Source organism: Nocardioides sp. NPDC006273 (assembly GCF_040613495.1).
Taxonomy (GTDB): domain Bacteria; phylum Actinomycetota; class Actinomycetes; order Propionibacteriales; family Nocardioidaceae; genus Nocardioides.
The window spans coordinates 57,731-72,767 of the sequence record NZ_JBEXSD010000025.1 but is presented as its reverse complement, the minus strand read 5'-3'; the positions used below and the strand labels follow the sequence as shown (position 1 = coordinate 72,767).

At 68.9% G+C, this 15,037-nt stretch carries 15 protein-coding genes; 12 read left to right on the top strand and 3 right to left on the bottom strand.

All coding sequences use genetic code 11. The features are described 5' to 3' along the window. Positions 1-243: 243 nt before the first annotated feature. The 4 genes from ABZZ22_RS13200 to yidC are packed head-to-tail and all read left to right on the top strand — an operon-like array spanning position 244 to position 3,092. A complete protein-coding gene (locus ABZZ22_RS13200) occupies positions 244-1,314 on the top strand; it encodes a nitronate monooxygenase (protein WP_354931829.1) in 1,071 nt (356 codons plus the stop codon). A 17-nt stretch (positions 1,315-1,331) separates the two neighbouring features. Continuing rightward, positions 1,332-1,901: a GNAT family N-acetyltransferase gene (locus ABZZ22_RS13195; RefSeq protein ID WP_354931826.1), complete on the top strand. Its 570-nt coding sequence runs from the start codon at positions 1,332-1,334 to the stop codon at positions 1,899-1,901. A gap of 34 nt (positions 1,902-1,935) precedes the next feature. Then, positions 1,936-2,223, top strand: a complete 288-nt coding sequence (locus tag ABZZ22_RS13190) for a hypothetical protein (RefSeq protein ID WP_354931823.1) — start codon at positions 1,936-1,938, stop codon at positions 2,221-2,223. 56 nt (positions 2,224-2,279) lie between these two features. Next, entirely contained in the window at positions 2,280-3,092 is an 813-nt protein-coding gene (gene yidC, locus ABZZ22_RS13185; protein WP_354931816.1) for a membrane protein insertase YidC, read from the top strand. 68 nt (positions 3,093-3,160) lie between these two features. Here yidC and ABZZ22_RS13180 read toward each other — a convergent pair whose 3' ends face one another. The 3 genes from ABZZ22_RS13180 to ABZZ22_RS13170 all read right to left on the bottom strand — a co-directional run bounded on the left by ABZZ22_RS13180 (position 3,161) and on the right by ABZZ22_RS13170 (position 6,437). Continuing rightward, complete coding sequence (locus ABZZ22_RS13180) at positions 3,161-4,309, bottom strand: acetyl-CoA C-acetyltransferase (RefSeq protein ID WP_354931813.1); 1,149 nt, start codon at positions 4,307-4,309, stop codon at positions 3,161-3,163. Positions 4,310-4,467: 158 nt separating this feature from the next. Then, positions 4,468-5,262, bottom strand: a complete 795-nt coding sequence (locus tag ABZZ22_RS13175) for an SDR family oxidoreductase (RefSeq protein ID WP_354931810.1) — start codon at positions 5,260-5,262, stop codon at positions 4,468-4,470. After that, the gene (locus ABZZ22_RS13170) at positions 5,259-6,437 is read right to left on the bottom strand and encodes an acyl-CoA dehydrogenase family protein (RefSeq protein ID WP_354931807.1); all 1,179 of its coding nucleotides are present in this window, start codon (positions 6,435-6,437) and stop codon (positions 5,259-5,261) included. Before ABZZ22_RS13170 ends, ABZZ22_RS13175 begins: the two co-directional genes overlap by 4 nt. A gap of 47 nt (positions 6,438-6,484) precedes the next feature. Between ABZZ22_RS13170 and ABZZ22_RS13165 the strand changes: the two genes are divergently transcribed. From ABZZ22_RS13165 to ABZZ22_RS13130, 8 genes are all read left to right on the top strand, one after another. After that, complete coding sequence (locus tag ABZZ22_RS13165; protein WP_354931804.1) at positions 6,485-7,330, top strand: enoyl-CoA hydratase; 846 nt, start codon at positions 6,485-6,487, stop codon at positions 7,328-7,330. Positions 7,331-7,454: 124 nt separating this feature from the next. After that, a complete protein-coding gene (locus ABZZ22_RS13160; RefSeq protein WP_354931801.1) occupies positions 7,455-8,582 on the top strand; it encodes an acyl-CoA dehydrogenase family protein in 1,128 nt (375 codons plus the stop codon). A gap of 122 nt (positions 8,583-8,704) precedes the next feature. Further along, entirely contained in the window at positions 8,705-9,511 is an 807-nt protein-coding gene (locus ABZZ22_RS13155) for a hypothetical protein (RefSeq protein ID WP_354931798.1), read from the top strand. Beyond that, the gene (locus ABZZ22_RS13150) at positions 9,508-11,301 is read left to right on the top strand and encodes a hypothetical protein (RefSeq protein WP_354931795.1); all 1,794 of its coding nucleotides are present in this window, start codon (positions 9,508-9,510) and stop codon (positions 11,299-11,301) included. The genes ABZZ22_RS13155 and ABZZ22_RS13150 overlap by 4 nt, the downstream gene beginning before the upstream one ends. A 123-nt stretch (positions 11,302-11,424) precedes the next feature. Further along, positions 11,425-12,414: an acyl-CoA dehydrogenase family protein gene (locus ABZZ22_RS13145; RefSeq protein ID WP_354931792.1), complete on the top strand. Its 990-nt coding sequence runs from the start codon at positions 11,425-11,427 to the stop codon at positions 12,412-12,414. Further along, positions 12,414-13,412 carry an acyl-CoA dehydrogenase family protein gene (locus tag ABZZ22_RS13140; protein WP_354931789.1) on the top strand — a complete coding sequence of 333 codons (999 nt, stop codon included), beginning with the start codon at positions 12,414-12,416 and terminating at the stop codon, positions 13,410-13,412. The genes ABZZ22_RS13145 and ABZZ22_RS13140 overlap by 1 nt, the downstream gene beginning before the upstream one ends. Then, the gene (locus ABZZ22_RS13135) at positions 13,409-14,278 is read left to right on the top strand and encodes a CoA-transferase (protein ID WP_354931786.1); all 870 of its coding nucleotides are present in this window, start codon (positions 13,409-13,411) and stop codon (positions 14,276-14,278) included. Before ABZZ22_RS13140 ends, ABZZ22_RS13135 begins: the two co-directional genes overlap by 4 nt. Beyond that, a complete protein-coding gene (locus ABZZ22_RS13130; RefSeq protein ID WP_354931783.1) occupies positions 14,275-15,024 on the top strand; it encodes a CoA-transferase in 750 nt (249 codons plus the stop codon). The genes ABZZ22_RS13135 and ABZZ22_RS13130 overlap by 4 nt, the downstream gene beginning before the upstream one ends. The last annotated feature ends 13 nt before the right edge of the window (positions 15,025-15,037 follow it).

Sequence of the window (15,037 nt, the reverse complement as noted above, 5' to 3'; positions counted from 1 at the left end):
GCGTTGTTGTGGGGAAGGTTTAGTTGTGGGGGTTCAGATAGCTATGACTCAAGAAGCGTCCGGCGTGACTGCGGCACGCGGCCCGGGGCCCGCTGGGCTGCCCCACGCGCTAGGGGCAGTCGCGCCGACTCACGCCGATATCGCGGGACATTCGCGCCGGGTCGGCGTCAGATCTTGGGACAGACGCGCCGAGTCGGCGCCGGATCTTGGGACACTGGCGCCGAGTCGGCGGGAGAGGGCGTCATGAGCACCGTCCCGACATTTCGTACGCCGCTGACCGACCTCACCGGGGTCGACCACCCGATCGTCCAGACCGGCATGGGCTGGGTCGCCGGCCCGCGCCTCGTCTCCGCCACCGCCAACGCCGGCGCGCTCGGCATCCTGGCCTCGGCCACCATGACCCTCGACGAGCTCGAGAAGGCGATCGTCGAGGTCAAGGGCCGCACCGACAGGCCGTTCGGGGTCAACCTCCGTGCCGACGCCTCGGACGCCCCGGATCGCTGCCGGCTGCTCATCGACCACGACGTCAAGGTCGCCAGCTTCGCGTTGGCACCCAAACCCGAGCTGATCAGCACGCTCAAGGAGCACGACATCGTCGTGATGCCCTCGATCGGCGCGGCCAAGCACGCCAAGAAGGTCGCGGGCTGGGGCGCCGACATGGTGATGATCCAGGGCGGCGAGGGCGGCGGCCACACCGGCGCGGTCCCGACCACCCTGCTCCTCCCGAGCGTCCTGGACGCCGTCGACATCCCCGTCGTCGCCGCGGGCGGCTTCTTCGACGGCCGCGGACTCGCCGCGGCCATGGCCTATGGCGCCGCCGGTATCGGCATGGGCACGCGCTTCCTGCTCACCGCGGACTCGGCCGTCCCGGAGGACGTGCGACGGCGCTACCTGAGTTTCGGTCTCGATGGAACCGTCGTGACCACGAAGGCCGATGGGATGCCGCACCGCCTGCTCCGTACCGAGTTCCTCGACATCCTGGACAAGGAGGGCGCGACCGCGAAGCTGCTGCGGACCCTCAAGCGCACCCTCCAGTTCAAGGAGATGTCCGGTTCGAAGTGGTCGACGCTCTTCAAGGACGGTCGCGCGATGGTCCACGGTGGCGACCGGACGTGGGCCGAGGTTGTCCTCGCCGCCAACACCCCGATGCTCCTCCGTGCTGGCCTCGTCGAGGGGGACACCAACGCCGGAATGCTCTCCAGCGGCCAGGTCGTCGGCCTCCTCGACGACCTCCCGACCTGCGAGGAGCTGGTCGACCGCGTCGTCACCCAGGCCGCCGACAGCCTAAAAAGGCTGGACGCGGCCCGGGCCTGAGCCGCATTCTTGCGCCCATGGTGATCGAGGTTCGCCCCGCGGCGGTGTTCGACGACGTACGCACCCTCGTCGGCCCCAAGCGGGTCGACGCCAGCGTGTGCTGGTGCCTGAGCTACCGGATCCCGTCGACGGTCAACAACAAGATGCGCGGCCAGGAGCGCGGTGAGTTCGTCCGCAACCTGCTCACCGACGGTCCCCTGGGCGTACTCGCCTATGACGGCGAGGAGCCGGTCGGCTGGGCCGCCGTCGCCCCACGCGCGGACACCACCTTCGCCCGCAACCGGAAGATCCCCCACGTCGACGACCTGCCGGTCTGGTCGGTGTGGTGCATCCGGGTCCGGCCGGGCCACCGCGGCAAGGGCATCTCGCACGCGCTCATCGAAGGTGCAGTCGACTTCGCGCGCGACCGCGGCGCTCCGGTCATCGAGGCCTACCCGCTCGACAACCAGGGCGCCAAGGTCGACCTGACGATGGCCTACGCCGGGATCCGCAAGAACTTCGAGGCCGCGGGCTTCACCTGGGCCGCCGACACCACCTCGGTCCTAGCGGGTCACCCCCGGATCCTGATGCGGCGCGACCTGAGCTGAGGCTGCGGTTGGCCTGATCGGTACAGTGGACGTCGTGAAGGACGAGACGAGCCGCGTACGCGTAGCGCTGGTCGCACTTTTCACGCTGATGCTCCCGGCGCTGATGAGCGTCGACCTCGAGCACGCGCTGCTGACCATCGCGGTCTCGACCGCGCTTGCGGCGCTGGCGGTGGGATCGCTCCACAACGCCGGCTCGTTCGCCCTGGTCAGGGCACGTTCGACGGTCCGTCGGGACGTCTCCGACGGACCTCATCATCTGGCTGCCCGGGTCACCGACCCGGTGTGCTCCCCGCGCCGCCCGCGCGCTCCTGAGCAGTTCTGACCGCTCGCCCACCGGCGAGCCCGTCAGGCCTACCCACTCACCTCAGGAGCACACCCATGTCCGTTCTCGCCCCGCTGTCGCATGCCCTCGCGGCCGTCCTCGCCGGCGCCCACCACGTCCTCACCTTCGCCGGGGACAACGCCAGCTGGCTGCTGGCCATCGCCGCCGTCGTGGTGCTGGTCAGGCTCGCCCTCCTACCGCTCACGATCCGCGGCGTACGCCACTCCCACGCCGCCGCCCGGGCACGGCCGCAGCTCCAGGCATTGACCAAGAAGTACGCCAAGAAGAACTCGTCCAGCAGCCCAAGCCAGGCCGATGTGGTGGCGATGATGACGGAGCGGCGCAAGATCAACGACGAGCACGGCGTACCCCGCTTCGCCATGCTCGCCGCCTTCGCCCAGCTGCCGATCTTCCTGGCGCTCTACCACCTGCTCTCCGACGTCAGCCGGAACAACGCGGTCGGTGCGATGACCGACTCGCTGGTCGCCTCGCTCGGGTCGGCGACCTTCCTCGGCACGGAGCTCACCGGTCGCGGTTACCTCTCCGGCGACACGACCCACCTGGTGATCACCCTCGGTCTCGCCGCGACCGCTGCCGCCGTCAGCTACCTGAGCCAGCGGCTGTGGGTGCTGCCCAACATGGTGCGCGCGGACATGCCCGAGTCGATGGTGCGAATGCAGGAGCTCATGCCCGTCATCTCCGCCGGCGGCATGCTCCTCGCCGGCAGCAGCGTCCCCCTCGCCCTGTTGGTCTACTGGGTCATCAGCGGCCTGTGGACCGCCGGCCAGGCCGCAGTCATCCACCGCTGGTTCCCCACCCCCGGCTCCCCCGCCGCCGAACGCCGAACGCTGAAGCTGCAGCCGGCCTGACCCAGCCGGCCCGGGGTTGTGAAGTTGAGAGTGGTCTATAGGCCACTCTCAGCTTCACAACCGCGACATCAGAGCCGCTCGATGATGGTGACGTTGGCCTGGCCGCCGCCTTCGCACATCGTCTGCAGGCCGTAGCGTCCGCCGGTGCGCTCGAGCTCGTTGAGGAGTGACGTCATCAGCCGGGCACCGGTGGCTCCGATGGGGTGACCGAGGGCGATGCCGCCGCCGTTCACGTTCACCTTCGAATGCGGGACGTCGAGCTCCTTCATCCACGCCAGGACGACGCTCGCGAAGGCCTCGTTGCACTCGAACAGGTCGATGTCGTCGATCGACAGGCCCGTCTTGGTCAGGGCGTGTCGGGTGGCCTCGATCGGGCCGGTGAGCATCCAGACCGGGTCGTCGCCGCGTACGGAGAGGTGGTGGATGCGGGCCCGCGGGGTGAGCCCGTGGTCGCGGACGGCCGACTCGGAGGCGACCAGCAGCGCCGAGGAGGCATCGCAGATCTGCGAGGCGACGGCCGCAGTGATCCGGCCTCCCGGAGCAAGCGGGTCGAGGCCGGCCATCTTCTCCAGCGAGGTCTCGCGCGGGCACTGGTCGGCGGCGAAGTCCCCCACCGGCACGATCTCCCGGTCGAACCGGCCCTCGGCGATCGCGGCCTTGGCCCGCTGATGAGAGACGAGCGCGTAGGCCTCCATGTCCTCGCGCGAGATGTCCCACTTCTCCGCGATCATCTCGGCGGAGCGGAACTGGGAGATCTCCTGGTCGCCGTAGCGCTTCACCCAGCCCGGCGACTCCGCGAAGGGCGTCGTGTAGCCATATTGAGCGCCGACCAGCATCGCCGCCGAGATCGGGATCGCCGACATGTTCTGCAGTCCGCCCGCGACGACCAGGTCCTGCGTCCCGGACATCACCCCCTGAGCCGCGAAGTGGACCGCCTGCTGCGAGGAGCCGCACTGCCGGTCGATGGTCACGCCGGGTACGTGGTCGGGCAGCCCGGCCACCAGCCACGCCGTCCGTGCGATGTCGCCGGCCTGCCCGCCGATGGTGTCGCAGCATCCCATGATCACGTCGTCGACGGCGCCCGGGTCGATCCCGGCGCGGTCGACGAGCGCGGCGAGCGAATGGGCGCCGAGATCGGCCGGATGGACGCCGGCCAGCGCTCCCCCGCGCTTCCCAACAGGCGTACGAACCGCATCGATGATGAATGCCTCAGACAATGTTCCTACTCCTTGACCCACGTCGGTCGAGCCGACGTCGTGAGGTACGAGCGACGTCGTGTCGAGACCAACACGGTCCCTTCGGCGCTCGATGGGACTGTGTTGGCCTCGGCACGCTCGGCCGCAGGCGGCCTCCCGGCTCGACCAGCGGGGTGCCGCTACGCATGCTGGCTCGAGACGGAGAGGACCTCGCCGGTCATGTAGGACGAGTAGTCCGAGGCGAGGAAGACCATGACGTTGGCGATCTCCCACGGCGCGGCGGCACGGCCGAAGGCCTCGCGGCCCTTGAGCTCGACGAGCAGCTCGGCCGATGTCACCTTCTCCAGGAACGGATGCATCGCCAGGGACGGCGAGACCGCGTTGACCCGGATCCCGTGCGGCGCGAGGTCGGCGGCGGCCGAGCGGGTCAGCGCCATCACGCCGGCCTTCGCCGCGGCGTAGTGCGCCTGCCCCTCCTGCGCCCGCCACCCGATCACAGAGGCGTTGTTGACGATCACGCCGCGCTTGCCGGCCGCGACGAACCGCTGCCCGACCGCGCGGACGCACCGGAACGTCCCGGTCAACGTGATGTCGAGGACCTTGGACCACTGGTCGTCGGTCATCTCGAGCACCGACGCAGTGCCACCGAGACCGGCGTTGTTGATCATCACATCGACCCCGCCGTACGACTCGGCCGCGTCGAGCAGCGCCTGGACCTGGTCCTCGTGCGTGACGTCGCAGGTCACGGCGGTGATCCGGTCTTCCCCGAACTCCTCGGCGAGCGCGTCGCGCGACTCCTTGAGCCGCCGCTCGTGAGTGTCGGAGACGACGACCGCCTTCGCCCCCTCCTCGAGCACCTTGCGCACCACCGCCGCGCCGATCCCCGCACCGGCAGCAGCGGTCACGACGACGACGCGTCCTTCCAGCAGCGAGTGGCCGGGGACGTACGCGGGGGCTGACTGTTCCGGCTTCATGCACGGGCCTCTCGTGGCAGGCCGAGGACGCGCTCGGCGATGATGTTGCGTTGGATCTCGTCCGAGCCGCCGTAGATCGTGTCGGCGCGGGAGAAGAGGTAGAGCGACTGCAGCCGGTCGAGCGCGTAGTCCGCGCCAGTGGTCAGCCCGGCGAGCCCGACGACGTCCATCGCCAGGTCGCCGAGGTCGCGGTGCCAGCGGGCCCACAGCAGCTTGGAGACGCTCGCCTCGGGGCCCGAGGAGCCGGAGTCGTACGCGGAGAGCGTCCGCAGCGCGTGCAGCCGGAGCACCTCCAGCCCGACGTGGGCCTGGGCGAGGCGCGAAGAGATGTCGGGGTCGTCGATGGTGCCGTTCGCCCGGGCGGCCGCCTCGACCGTCTCCAGCTCCCGCGCGAACCCGACCTGCTGGCCGATCGTGGAGACCCCGCGCTCGAACCCGAGGGTCGCCATCGCGACCTTCCAGCCGTCGCCGGGCTCGCCGACCACCAGGTCGGCCGCGGTCACGGCGCCGTCGAAGAAGACCTCGTTGAACTCGGACGTGCCGGTCAGCTGCTCGATCGGTCGCACCTCGACACCGGGCTGCTTCATCGGTACCAGCAGGTAGGACAGCCCGTGGTGACGCTCGGAGCCGGGCGTCGTTCGGCAGACCACGAAGCACCAGTCGGAGAGGTGGGCGTTCGACGTCCACACCTTCTGGCCGTCCACCACCCACTGGCCGCCGTCCAGCCGGGCGCGGGTCCGCACCCCGGCGAGATCCGACCCGGCGCCGGGCTCGGAATAGCCCTGGCACCACAGCTCCTCCACGGCCACGATCTTCGGCAGGAACCGCTCCTTCTGGGCGTCGGTTCCGTGGGCGATCAACGTGGGCCCGAGCAGCTCCTCGCCGAGGTGGTTGATCCGGACCGGGGCGTCCGCGCGGGCGTACTCCTCATGGAAGATCACCTGCTGGAACAGCGGCAAGCCACGCCCGCCGTGCTCCTCGGGCCAGCCCAGACAGGTCCACCCGTGCTCGGCCAGGTAGCGGTTCCACGCCAGCCGCCCCTCGTACGACTCGTGGTCGCGCCCGTTCCCACCGGTGCCGCGCAGCGCCTCCCACTCGCCGACCAGGTGGTCGGCCAGCCACTCGCGCACCTCGGCACGGAACGCCTCGTCCTGGGCGGAGTAGGTCAGGTCCATGCCGGACAACCTACCAAACCAAGCACTTGTTTGGTAGCGTCTGCGGCATGAGCGCCACTCCAACCGAGACCAGTGTCGTGACGTACGAGACCCACGGACCCGTCGCGGTGGTGCGGCTGAACCGCCCGGAATTCCGCAACGCCCAGAACTCGAAGGTGACCTACGCGCTCGATGCCGCGTTCACCCGCGCCACCAATGACGACGAGATCAAAGTGATCGTCCTCGGCGGCAACGGCAAGCACTTCTGCGCCGGCCACGACATCGGCACCCCCGGCCGCGACGTCGACGAGAGCTTCGAGCGCAAGGCCGTGATGTGGTGGGACCACGTCGGCAAGGAGGGCGTCGACTCCCGCTTCGCGCGCGAGTCCGAGGTCTACCTCGGCATGTGCCGCCGCTGGCGCGAGCTGCCGAAGCCGACGATCGCGATGGTGCAGGGCGCCTGCATCGCCGGCGGACTGATGCTGGCCTGGTCCTGCGACTTCATCGTCGCCTCAGACGACGCCTTCTTCTCCGACCCGGTGGTCAAGATGGGCATCCCCGGGGTCGAGTACTTCGCCCACCCATGGGTTACCAACCCCCGCGCCGCCAAGGAGATGCTCTTCACCGGAGGCCGCTTCTCCGCCGAGCAGGCCGAGCGCTGGGGAATGGTCAACCATGTCGTACGCCGCGACGACCTCGAGTCCGAGACGCTCGCCCTCGCGGAGCGGATCGCCGAGATGCCGCGCCTGGGGCTGGCGCTGGCCAAGAAGGCGGTCAACCAGGCCGAGGACCTGATGGGGATGCGCGCCGGGATGGACTCGGTCTTCGGTCTCCACCACGCCGCCCACGCCCACAACGCCGAGGTCGGCCAGGACTCGCTCGCGGGGATGAACGCGAGGTCGATGAAATCGTGACGCTCGAGATCAGCCTGCTTCGGCAGAGGAACGCCCCGTGTAACACGTCGTTCGTAGGTCTACTCGCCTTTTAGAACGACCGGAAAGACCTACGAACGACGTGTTACAGCAACCAAGGAGTGCAATGAGCACACTGGAGTTCACCGAGTCCGAGGAGGCGTTCCGCCTCGAGGCACGCGATTGGCTCGCGGCCAACAACCCCGGCCGGCTGCCCTCGATGGACACCGCCGAGGGCGCCGCGGCCCACCGGGAGTGGGAGCGCACGCTGGCGTCCGACCGCTGGTCCGTGGTCGCCTGGCCCGAGGCGTACGGCGGGCGAGACGCGTCGCTGACCGAATGGGTCATCTTCGAGGAGGAGTACTACCTCGCCGGCGCACCCACCAGGATCAGCCAGAACGGCATCTCGCTGCTCGCGCCGATCATCTTCGGCCACGGGACCGAGGCGCAGAAGGAGCGCTACCTGCGCGACATGACCGACGGCTCCCTCGTCTGGGCGCAGGCATGGTCCGAGCCCGAAGCGGGCTCCGACCTGGCCTCGCTCCGAGCCACCGCCACGCGCGTCGAGGGCGGTTGGCGGCTCAACGGGCAGAAGACCTGGAGCAGCCGGGCGCCCTTCGCCGACCGCGGCTTCGGCCTCTTCCGCTCGGATCCGGTGGCCGAGAGACACCGAGGCCTGACGTACTTCCTCTTCGACCTCGCCGCCGACGGCGTCACCGTCCGCCCGATCGACCAGATCGACGGCACCCCCGGATTCGCGGAGATCTTCTTCGACGACGTCTTCGTGCCCGATGAGGACGTGCTCGGTGGCGTCGGCGACGGCTGGAAGGTCGCGATGTCGACCGCGGGCAACGAGCGAGGCCTCTCCCTGCGGTCGCCCGGGCGGTTCATGGCGGCGGCGGCGCGGCTGGTCTCGTTACACGCCGACGCCCCGCAGCCCCATGCCAACGACCGGGTTGTCGACGCCTGGATCCGTGCCGAGGCCTACCGCCTCTACACCTGGGACACCGTGACGCGGGTCGAGGCCGGCGGCTCGGTCGGCGCGGAAGGTTCGGTCAACAAGCTCTTCTGGTCCGAGCTCGATGTGGACCTCCACGAGACCGCGCTCGACCTTCTCGGCCCGGACGCGGAGCTACCTTCGCTCTGGTCAGACGGTTATCTGTTCTCCCTCGGCGGCCCGATCTACGCCGGCACCAACCAGATCCAGCGCAACATCGTCGCCGAGCGGATCCTGGGCCTCCCCCGGCTCGGCTAGCGAACTGTTGCTCAGACGAGGGGCGTTCGTGAACGAATCGCCCCTCCACACCGGCCGGGGTATGGCAGCATCCGTGCACCCGGACCTACCGGGCTCGGGCACACACTCGGAGCAACACCTTCATGAGAATCACCCCCACGCGCCTCCTCGGCGTGCTTGCGGGCTTGGTACTGGTGGCCGGCACAGCCGGTTCCACGCCGGCTGCGACCTGGCAGATAGGCACCAACCAGCAAACCGCGAAGTCGCTGGACACGACAGTCACTGTGTCGGCCAGGATTCCGTCGACAGTCACTCTCAGCAATGCGACATCGACCACCGTCCCGGTCGACGTGACGTGGTCGACGACGGCTGATCGGCTCGAGTTCACCAGCAACATGGTGGAACTGCGGGTTGAACAGACCGATGGCAACGGACCGGGGGCCACCTCCGCCCAGGTCTCCGCACCGTCCGGCGCCGGCACGACACGGATCAACGTGCCCATGATGCCCAACCGTGGCCCGGCCCCGACTCTCACTGGGAAGTACGAGGTGTTCGTGGAAGTCGCCCGTGTGAGGGCGCACTTCGACGAGGGCGGGGCGGCGTACGACGACTTCACCTTCGGCAACGTCAAGGTCGGGTCCTTCAGCGTGAGGACCAAAACCGTGGTCAAACTCTCGAGTGCAGCCACGACGAAGTCCATCTGGTTCTCCGGGACTCTCGAGGCCCCCGGCGCGTACGGCAACACCCAGGCGATCCCCGGCGAGGTGGTTCGGATCTACTTCGACCCCGCAGGCACCAGGCCCAAGGCGTTGCTGCGCAGCATCTATGTGTCGGCAAACGGAACCTTCGATGTCGTCGTTCCCAAGAAGGGCAAGGGGACCTGGTCGTTCGCCTTCGCCGGATCCACGAACTGGGCGGCGTCTTCCGCGAGCAAGGCGGTGGCAAGTTGAGAACGCTCCGTGTCCTCAGTGGTCTCGTCGTACTCGCACTCGCTGCAGGCGTGGGCCTCGTCTCGTTATCCCCGGACCGCGCCAAGGCAGCCCCCGTCATCAACGAGGTCACCCGGGAGTTCACCGACGGCGACGCCGTCGTGACGGCGAGAATCCGCGTCCAGGACGCGACCGCCAACGCTCGCGGGTGGTGGAACGCAACGGCGGAGAACGTCGTCGTCGACGTGCACTACGAGCACAACGGCACGGCCATCCGGTTCATGGATGAGTCGGGCAAGCGGCCGACGATCTCAATCGCCCGAGTTGACGAGGCGTCAACTCTCTCGGACTGGAGACTGGCTCCCGTCAACAGCAGCCGCACACGTGCCCGTGGCGTGCTCTACAACACCGACGGCCGGTTTTCCCTCACCTTGAACCAGCACGTCATCGTCACCAAGGACGGGCAGGAGCACGAGATACGCCTCGACGCGCCTCAGGCGGTCGAGTTCGGGCTCAAGCGCGACGTACGTATGGAGATGAATGTCGCCCCGCGAATCGCTCCGTCCGGAAGGACCGTGAAGGTCTTCGGCTCGATCACGACTACCGATGACGGATCCGGCTACGCGGCGGCGGTCGACCGCGCCGTTGACATCTACCTCGACCCCACCGGCTCCGCGGCGAAGCGCAAGATCGCGACCGTGACTTCCTCGTCGACAGGTACCTTCTCCACGAGCTTCACGGCGGCATCGAGCGGCGTCATCAGCGCCGAGTACTCCGGCTCGGCGACCGAGATCACGGCCACCTTGGCCGAGGACATCCGAGTGCACTCCGGCACGGGCTATCGGGAGAAGACCGTCGCGATCAAGGTCGGAGAGGGCAGTGTCAGAGCCCGCGTCTTCACGCCGCGCAGCGTCACCGTAGGCACCAAGCCGGTAGCCCTGCCCATCGATGTCGAGTACATCGGCGGCTGGAACTGGGAGCAGCTGTCCGGCACCGTCGAGACGTCCTTCTCGCCGCGCAAGGTGGGCTTCGGTGACAAGTTCGGCCCGAACCTCATCCACACCATCGACAAGTACACCGCCCGGGGGACGATCTGGATCGACGGCACGGCTCCGCCGGGGACCTATGCGATCAGCCTCAACGGCACTGCAGTCGGCTCCATCGCCGTGAAGAAGATGACGGCGACCAGCATTCGGGCAACTCCCCCGGCTTCGACCACGAGCGTCCGGCACCGGATCGGCGGCACGGTCAAAGCAGTCAACCTCGCCTCAGCCACCTGGGCTCCCGCCTGGCGGCCGGTCGCCGGCCTGGGCGTGAAGCTCTACTTCGATCCGGCCGGAACGGCAGGACCGCAATACCGAGCGACCGTGAAGACGAACACGTCGGGGGCTTACTCCTACTCTGCCGCCGTCACCACGCCTGGCCGTTGGGTCGCCCGCTATCCCGGGTCGGCCTCATACGCCCCGTCCGAGGCGCTGGTGACCACCAGGCAGGCGACCTTGGCGAGGATCAACGCGTCCACCAAGACGCCTATACGCGGCACACGGGTCACGTTCACCGGCGACCTGAAGGCCGTCAAGAAGACCTCGGTAGGCCCGCGCTGGCGACCTCTTGCACGGACGACGGTGAAGATCTACTTCGACCCCGCGGGCACAGCCGGACCCGTGCTGAAGCGCACGCTCACCACCACCTCGACCGGGACGTACCGCACGTCGATCCGGGTGAAGGCCAAGGGGTACTGGATCGTCAAGTACGCCGGAACGACGAGGTACGCACCAGCTTCACGCCGCGTTCTCGTCGATCCTCGCTGACGATGCCGTCGGAGCGCCACTTGCAACCCGCAGGTGGCGCTCCGATCCTTTTCGGGCAACTCCTCGACGACCAAGCATTTGCTTGGTAGCCTCGCTATGCAGCAGTCACACAAGGAGGGGCACATGCGTTTCGGACGTACGCCGGAACAGACGGCGTTCGCGGACGCCCTCGATGATCTGCTGGGGGCTGCCGACATTCCGGCCGTGGCACGTTCGTGGACCGATGGGAACCCTGCGCTCGGACTGTCGTTGTGGCAGCGCCTTGCAGAACTGGGGGTCGCGGGATTGCTCGTGCCCGAGGAGTATGACGGGTCGGGTGCGTCCCCCGTCGACCTCACTGTCGCGTTCGAGCGGCTCGGCTATCACGGGGCTCCTGGCCCCTGGGTCGAGTCCGTCGCGGTCCTTCCGGGGTTGCTGACACAGGCCGACGAGGCCAAGCTGCTCGCCGGGGTCGCCTCGGGCGAGAACGTCGCCACGCTGGCAGTCCAGCTGATGACGCCTAGGGCACTCGATGCGGACGTCGCCGACCACGTTTTCGTGCTCACGACCACCTCCGCGCTGCACCGCGCTGAGCCTGGTGACCGACATGAATCCGTCGATGCGACACGACACCTCTTCGACCTCACTCCAACCGAGCAGATCGCAACCGTCGACACACGTCAGCCCCTGGATCTCGGAACTCTGGCCTGCAGTGCCCAACTCCTCGGAGCCGGCAGCAGGCTGCTCCACGACACCGTCGCGTACGCCAAGCAGCGCCACCAGTTCGGCAAGCCGATCGGGGCTCAGCAGGCGGTCAAACACCTGCTCGCCGACGTACGCGTCGCCCTGGACTTCGCGGCGCCGCTGGTGCACAACGCGGCCGTCGAGCTCGAGGCAGGAGCGCCGGCGGCGGCCCGCTCGGTCTCGGCCGCCAAGGTGGCGGCCGGCGACGCTGCGTACCTCGCCTCACGCACCGCGCTCCAGGTCCACGGGGCGATCGGCTACACCCGCGAGTTCGACCTGAGCCTGTGGATCCTCAAGGTCCGCGCGCTGGTCGGCGCGTGGGGCACCCCGGCCGAGCACCGCGCCCGGATCCTCGAGTCGCTGGTCGCGACCGTCGGGGAGGGCGTCTGATGAGGTTCGCGCTCACCGAGGAGCAGTCCGACCTGGTCGCGACGGTACGTACGCTGGTCGCCAAGCGCGCGACCTCGATGGATCTGCGCGCCGCGATGGTCACGCCCGAAGGCTACGACACCACCCTGTGGCAGACGCTCATCGCGCAGATCGGGGTGGCGGCGTTGGCGATCCCGGAGGAGTACGACGGGGCCGGCTGCACCTATCTGGAGGCCCACCTCGTGCTCGAGGAGCTGGGCGCCGGACTCACCCCGTCACCGCTCCTGGGGGTGCTGCTCGCCACCGAGGCGCTCCTGATCGGCGGCAGCGACGAGGCCAAGCGGCGGCTCCTCCCGCAGATCGCGGCGGGCACGACCGCGGCGCTCGTCCTCGACGCCGACCTCGTCCTGGATGCTCCCGACGCCGAGATCGTGCTCGCGCTCGACGGCGACGAGCTGCTCGAGGTCACCGACGCCGAGATCACGCCCGTCGACGGTCTCGACCAGACGCTCCGCTTCGGCAGGGTCCGCTACGACAGGGCGAAGGCGACCTCGGTCGGCACCGCCGACCCGAGCAGCATCGACGCCGTCGGCGCGACCGCGATGACCGCCCTCCAGGCCGGCGCCGCCGCACGGGCGCTCGAGATCACGGTCGCCTATCTGAAGGAGCGCCACCAGTTCGGCCGCCCGCTCGGCTCGTTCCAGGCACTCAAGCATCGGTGCGCCGACATGCTGGTCCAGACCGAGACCGCCCGCACGATGTCCTGGGCGGCGGCCTGGTCCGTGGGGCAGCCCGACCAGTGCGTACGCGCATCGGCGGCCAAGTCCTGGTGCAGCGACGCGTTCTCACAGGTCGCAGCCGAGATGGTCCAGCTCCACGGCGGTGTGGCCATCACCTGGGAGCACGACGCCCACCTCTACTTCAAGCGCGCCCACGCCACCGCCCAGCTCTTCGGCCGGGCGGCCGAGCACCGGCGCGCGGCAGCAATCGACCCCACCACCATCGAGGGAGCCCGATGATCGACAAGACCCTGCCGCTGAGCGAGGTGACCAGCAAGCTCGAGTCCGGCATGACGATCGGGATCGGCGGCTGGGGCTCGCGCCGCAAGCCGATGGCGCTGGTGCGCGAGATACTGCGCAGCGACATCACCGACCTGACCGTGGTCGCCTTCGGCGGCCCCGACGTCGGGCTCCTCGCCCGCGCCGGCAAGATCCGCAAGCTCGTCTACGGCTTCGTGTCGCTCGACTCGATCCCGCTCGACCCCAACTTCACCCGCGCCCGCGAGCGCGGCGAGATCCCGGAGACGAGCGAGTACGACGAGGGCATGTTCGTGGCCGGGCTGAAGGCGGGCGCCAACCGGCTCTCGTTCCAGCCGATCCGCGCCGGGCTCGGCAGCGACGTACTCATGATGAACCCCGACCTGAAGACGGTGAAGTCGCCCTATGACGACGAGGAGTACGTCGCCGTCCCCGGCCTCCGCCTCGACGTCTCGCTCATCCATCTCAGCCGCGCGGACGCCGCGGGCAACGGGCAGTACCTCGGCCCCGATCCTTATTTCGACGACCTCTTCGCGATGGCCGCCGACACCACGATCATGTCCGTCGAGCAGGTCGTCTCGACCGCAGACCTCACCGTCAAGGCCCCGCCCCAGACGCTCCTGGTCCCACGGATCTTCGTGAACCACGTCGTCGAGACCCCCGGCGGCGCCCACTTCACGCTCTGCGAACCGGACTACGGCCGCGACGAGGCGTTCCAGAAGGCGTACGCCGCGGCAGCCAAGTCCGACGAGGACTGGGCCGCCTTCGAGTCCCGGTTCCTCTCCGGGGACGAGCCCACCTACCAGGCCGCAGTCGAGACGTTCACGAACGAGGGAGACAACAAGTGACCACCCTGACCGCGACCCGGGCCGACGTCTGTGTCGCCGCCGTCTCCGACGCCTTCAAGGACTCCGGCGAGGTGCTCGCCCATGCCGTCGGGATCGTCCCGGCCATCGGCGTACGTCTGGCCAAGGCCACCCACACCCCCGAGCTCGCGCTCAGCGACGGTGAGGCGTTCATGATGTCCGAGGCTCCCCCGCTGCTGAAGACCGCGTCGGCCGGCGGCACCCCGGAGGCCTGGGTGCCGTTCCGCACGATCTTCGACATCGTCGCCAGCGGCCGCCGGCACTCGATGATGGGCGCCAGCCAGATCGACCGCCATGGCAACCAGAACATCTCCTCAATCGGCGACTGGCGTCAGCCGAAGCGGCAGCTGATCGGCGTACGCGGCGCCCCGGGCAACACCGTCAACCACCGCGTCGACTACTGGGTCGCCAAGCACTCCGCCCGGATCTTCGTCGACAGCGTCGACGTCGCCAGCGGCGTCGGCAACGACCGCGCCACCGGGGCGGCCGGGCGATTCCACGACCTCGGCGTCGTCGTCACCAACCTCGCCGTCTTCGGCTACGACGAGTCGGGGCTGATCAAGGTCAACTCGATCCACCCCGGCGTCACCCCCGAAGAGCTCCAGGAGGCCACCGGTTTCCCGATCGACGCCACCAGCGCACCTGTGACCCGCGAGCCCACCCCCGACGAGCTGAAGATCATCGAGGCAGAAGACCCCAAGGGCCTCCGCTTCAAAGAGGTCCCGTAAAAGACCTCCTACC

Bases quoted from the DNA above. Each gene is read 5' to 3' on its own strand.
- ABZZ22_RS13155 (WP_354931798.1), top strand. From the start codon at position 8,705: ATGAGAATCACCCCCACGCGCCTCCTCGGCGTGCTTGCGGGCTTGGTA.
- ABZZ22_RS13160 (WP_354931801.1), top strand. From the start codon at position 7,455: ATGAGCACACTGGAGTTCACCGAGTCCGAGGAGGCGTTCCGCCTCGAG.
- ABZZ22_RS13165 (WP_354931804.1), top strand. From the start codon at position 6,485: ATGAGCGCCACTCCAACCGAGACCAGTGTCGTGACGTACGAGACCCAC.
- ABZZ22_RS13200 (WP_354931829.1), top strand. From the start codon at position 244: ATGAGCACCGTCCCGACATTTCGTACGCCGCTGACCGACCTCACCGGG.
- ABZZ22_RS13175 (WP_354931810.1), bottom strand. From the start codon at position 5,262: ATGAAGCCGGAACAGTCAGCCCCCGCGTACGTCCCCGGCCACTCGCTG.
- ABZZ22_RS13195 (WP_354931826.1), top strand. From the start codon at position 1,332: ATGGTGATCGAGGTTCGCCCCGCGGCGGTGTTCGACGACGTACGCACC.
- ABZZ22_RS13140 (WP_354931789.1), top strand. From the start codon at position 12,414: ATGAGGTTCGCGCTCACCGAGGAGCAGTCCGACCTGGTCGCGACGGTA.
- yidC (WP_354931816.1), top strand. From the start codon at position 2,280: ATGTCCGTTCTCGCCCCGCTGTCGCATGCCCTCGCGGCCGTCCTCGCC.
- ABZZ22_RS13170 (WP_354931807.1), bottom strand. From the start codon at position 6,437: ATGGACCTGACCTACTCCGCCCAGGACGAGGCGTTCCGTGCCGAGGTG.
- ABZZ22_RS13135 (WP_354931786.1), top strand. From the start codon at position 13,409: ATGATCGACAAGACCCTGCCGCTGAGCGAGGTGACCAGCAAGCTCGAG.
- ABZZ22_RS13145 (WP_354931792.1), top strand. From the start codon at position 11,425: ATGCGTTTCGGACGTACGCCGGAACAGACGGCGTTCGCGGACGCCCTC.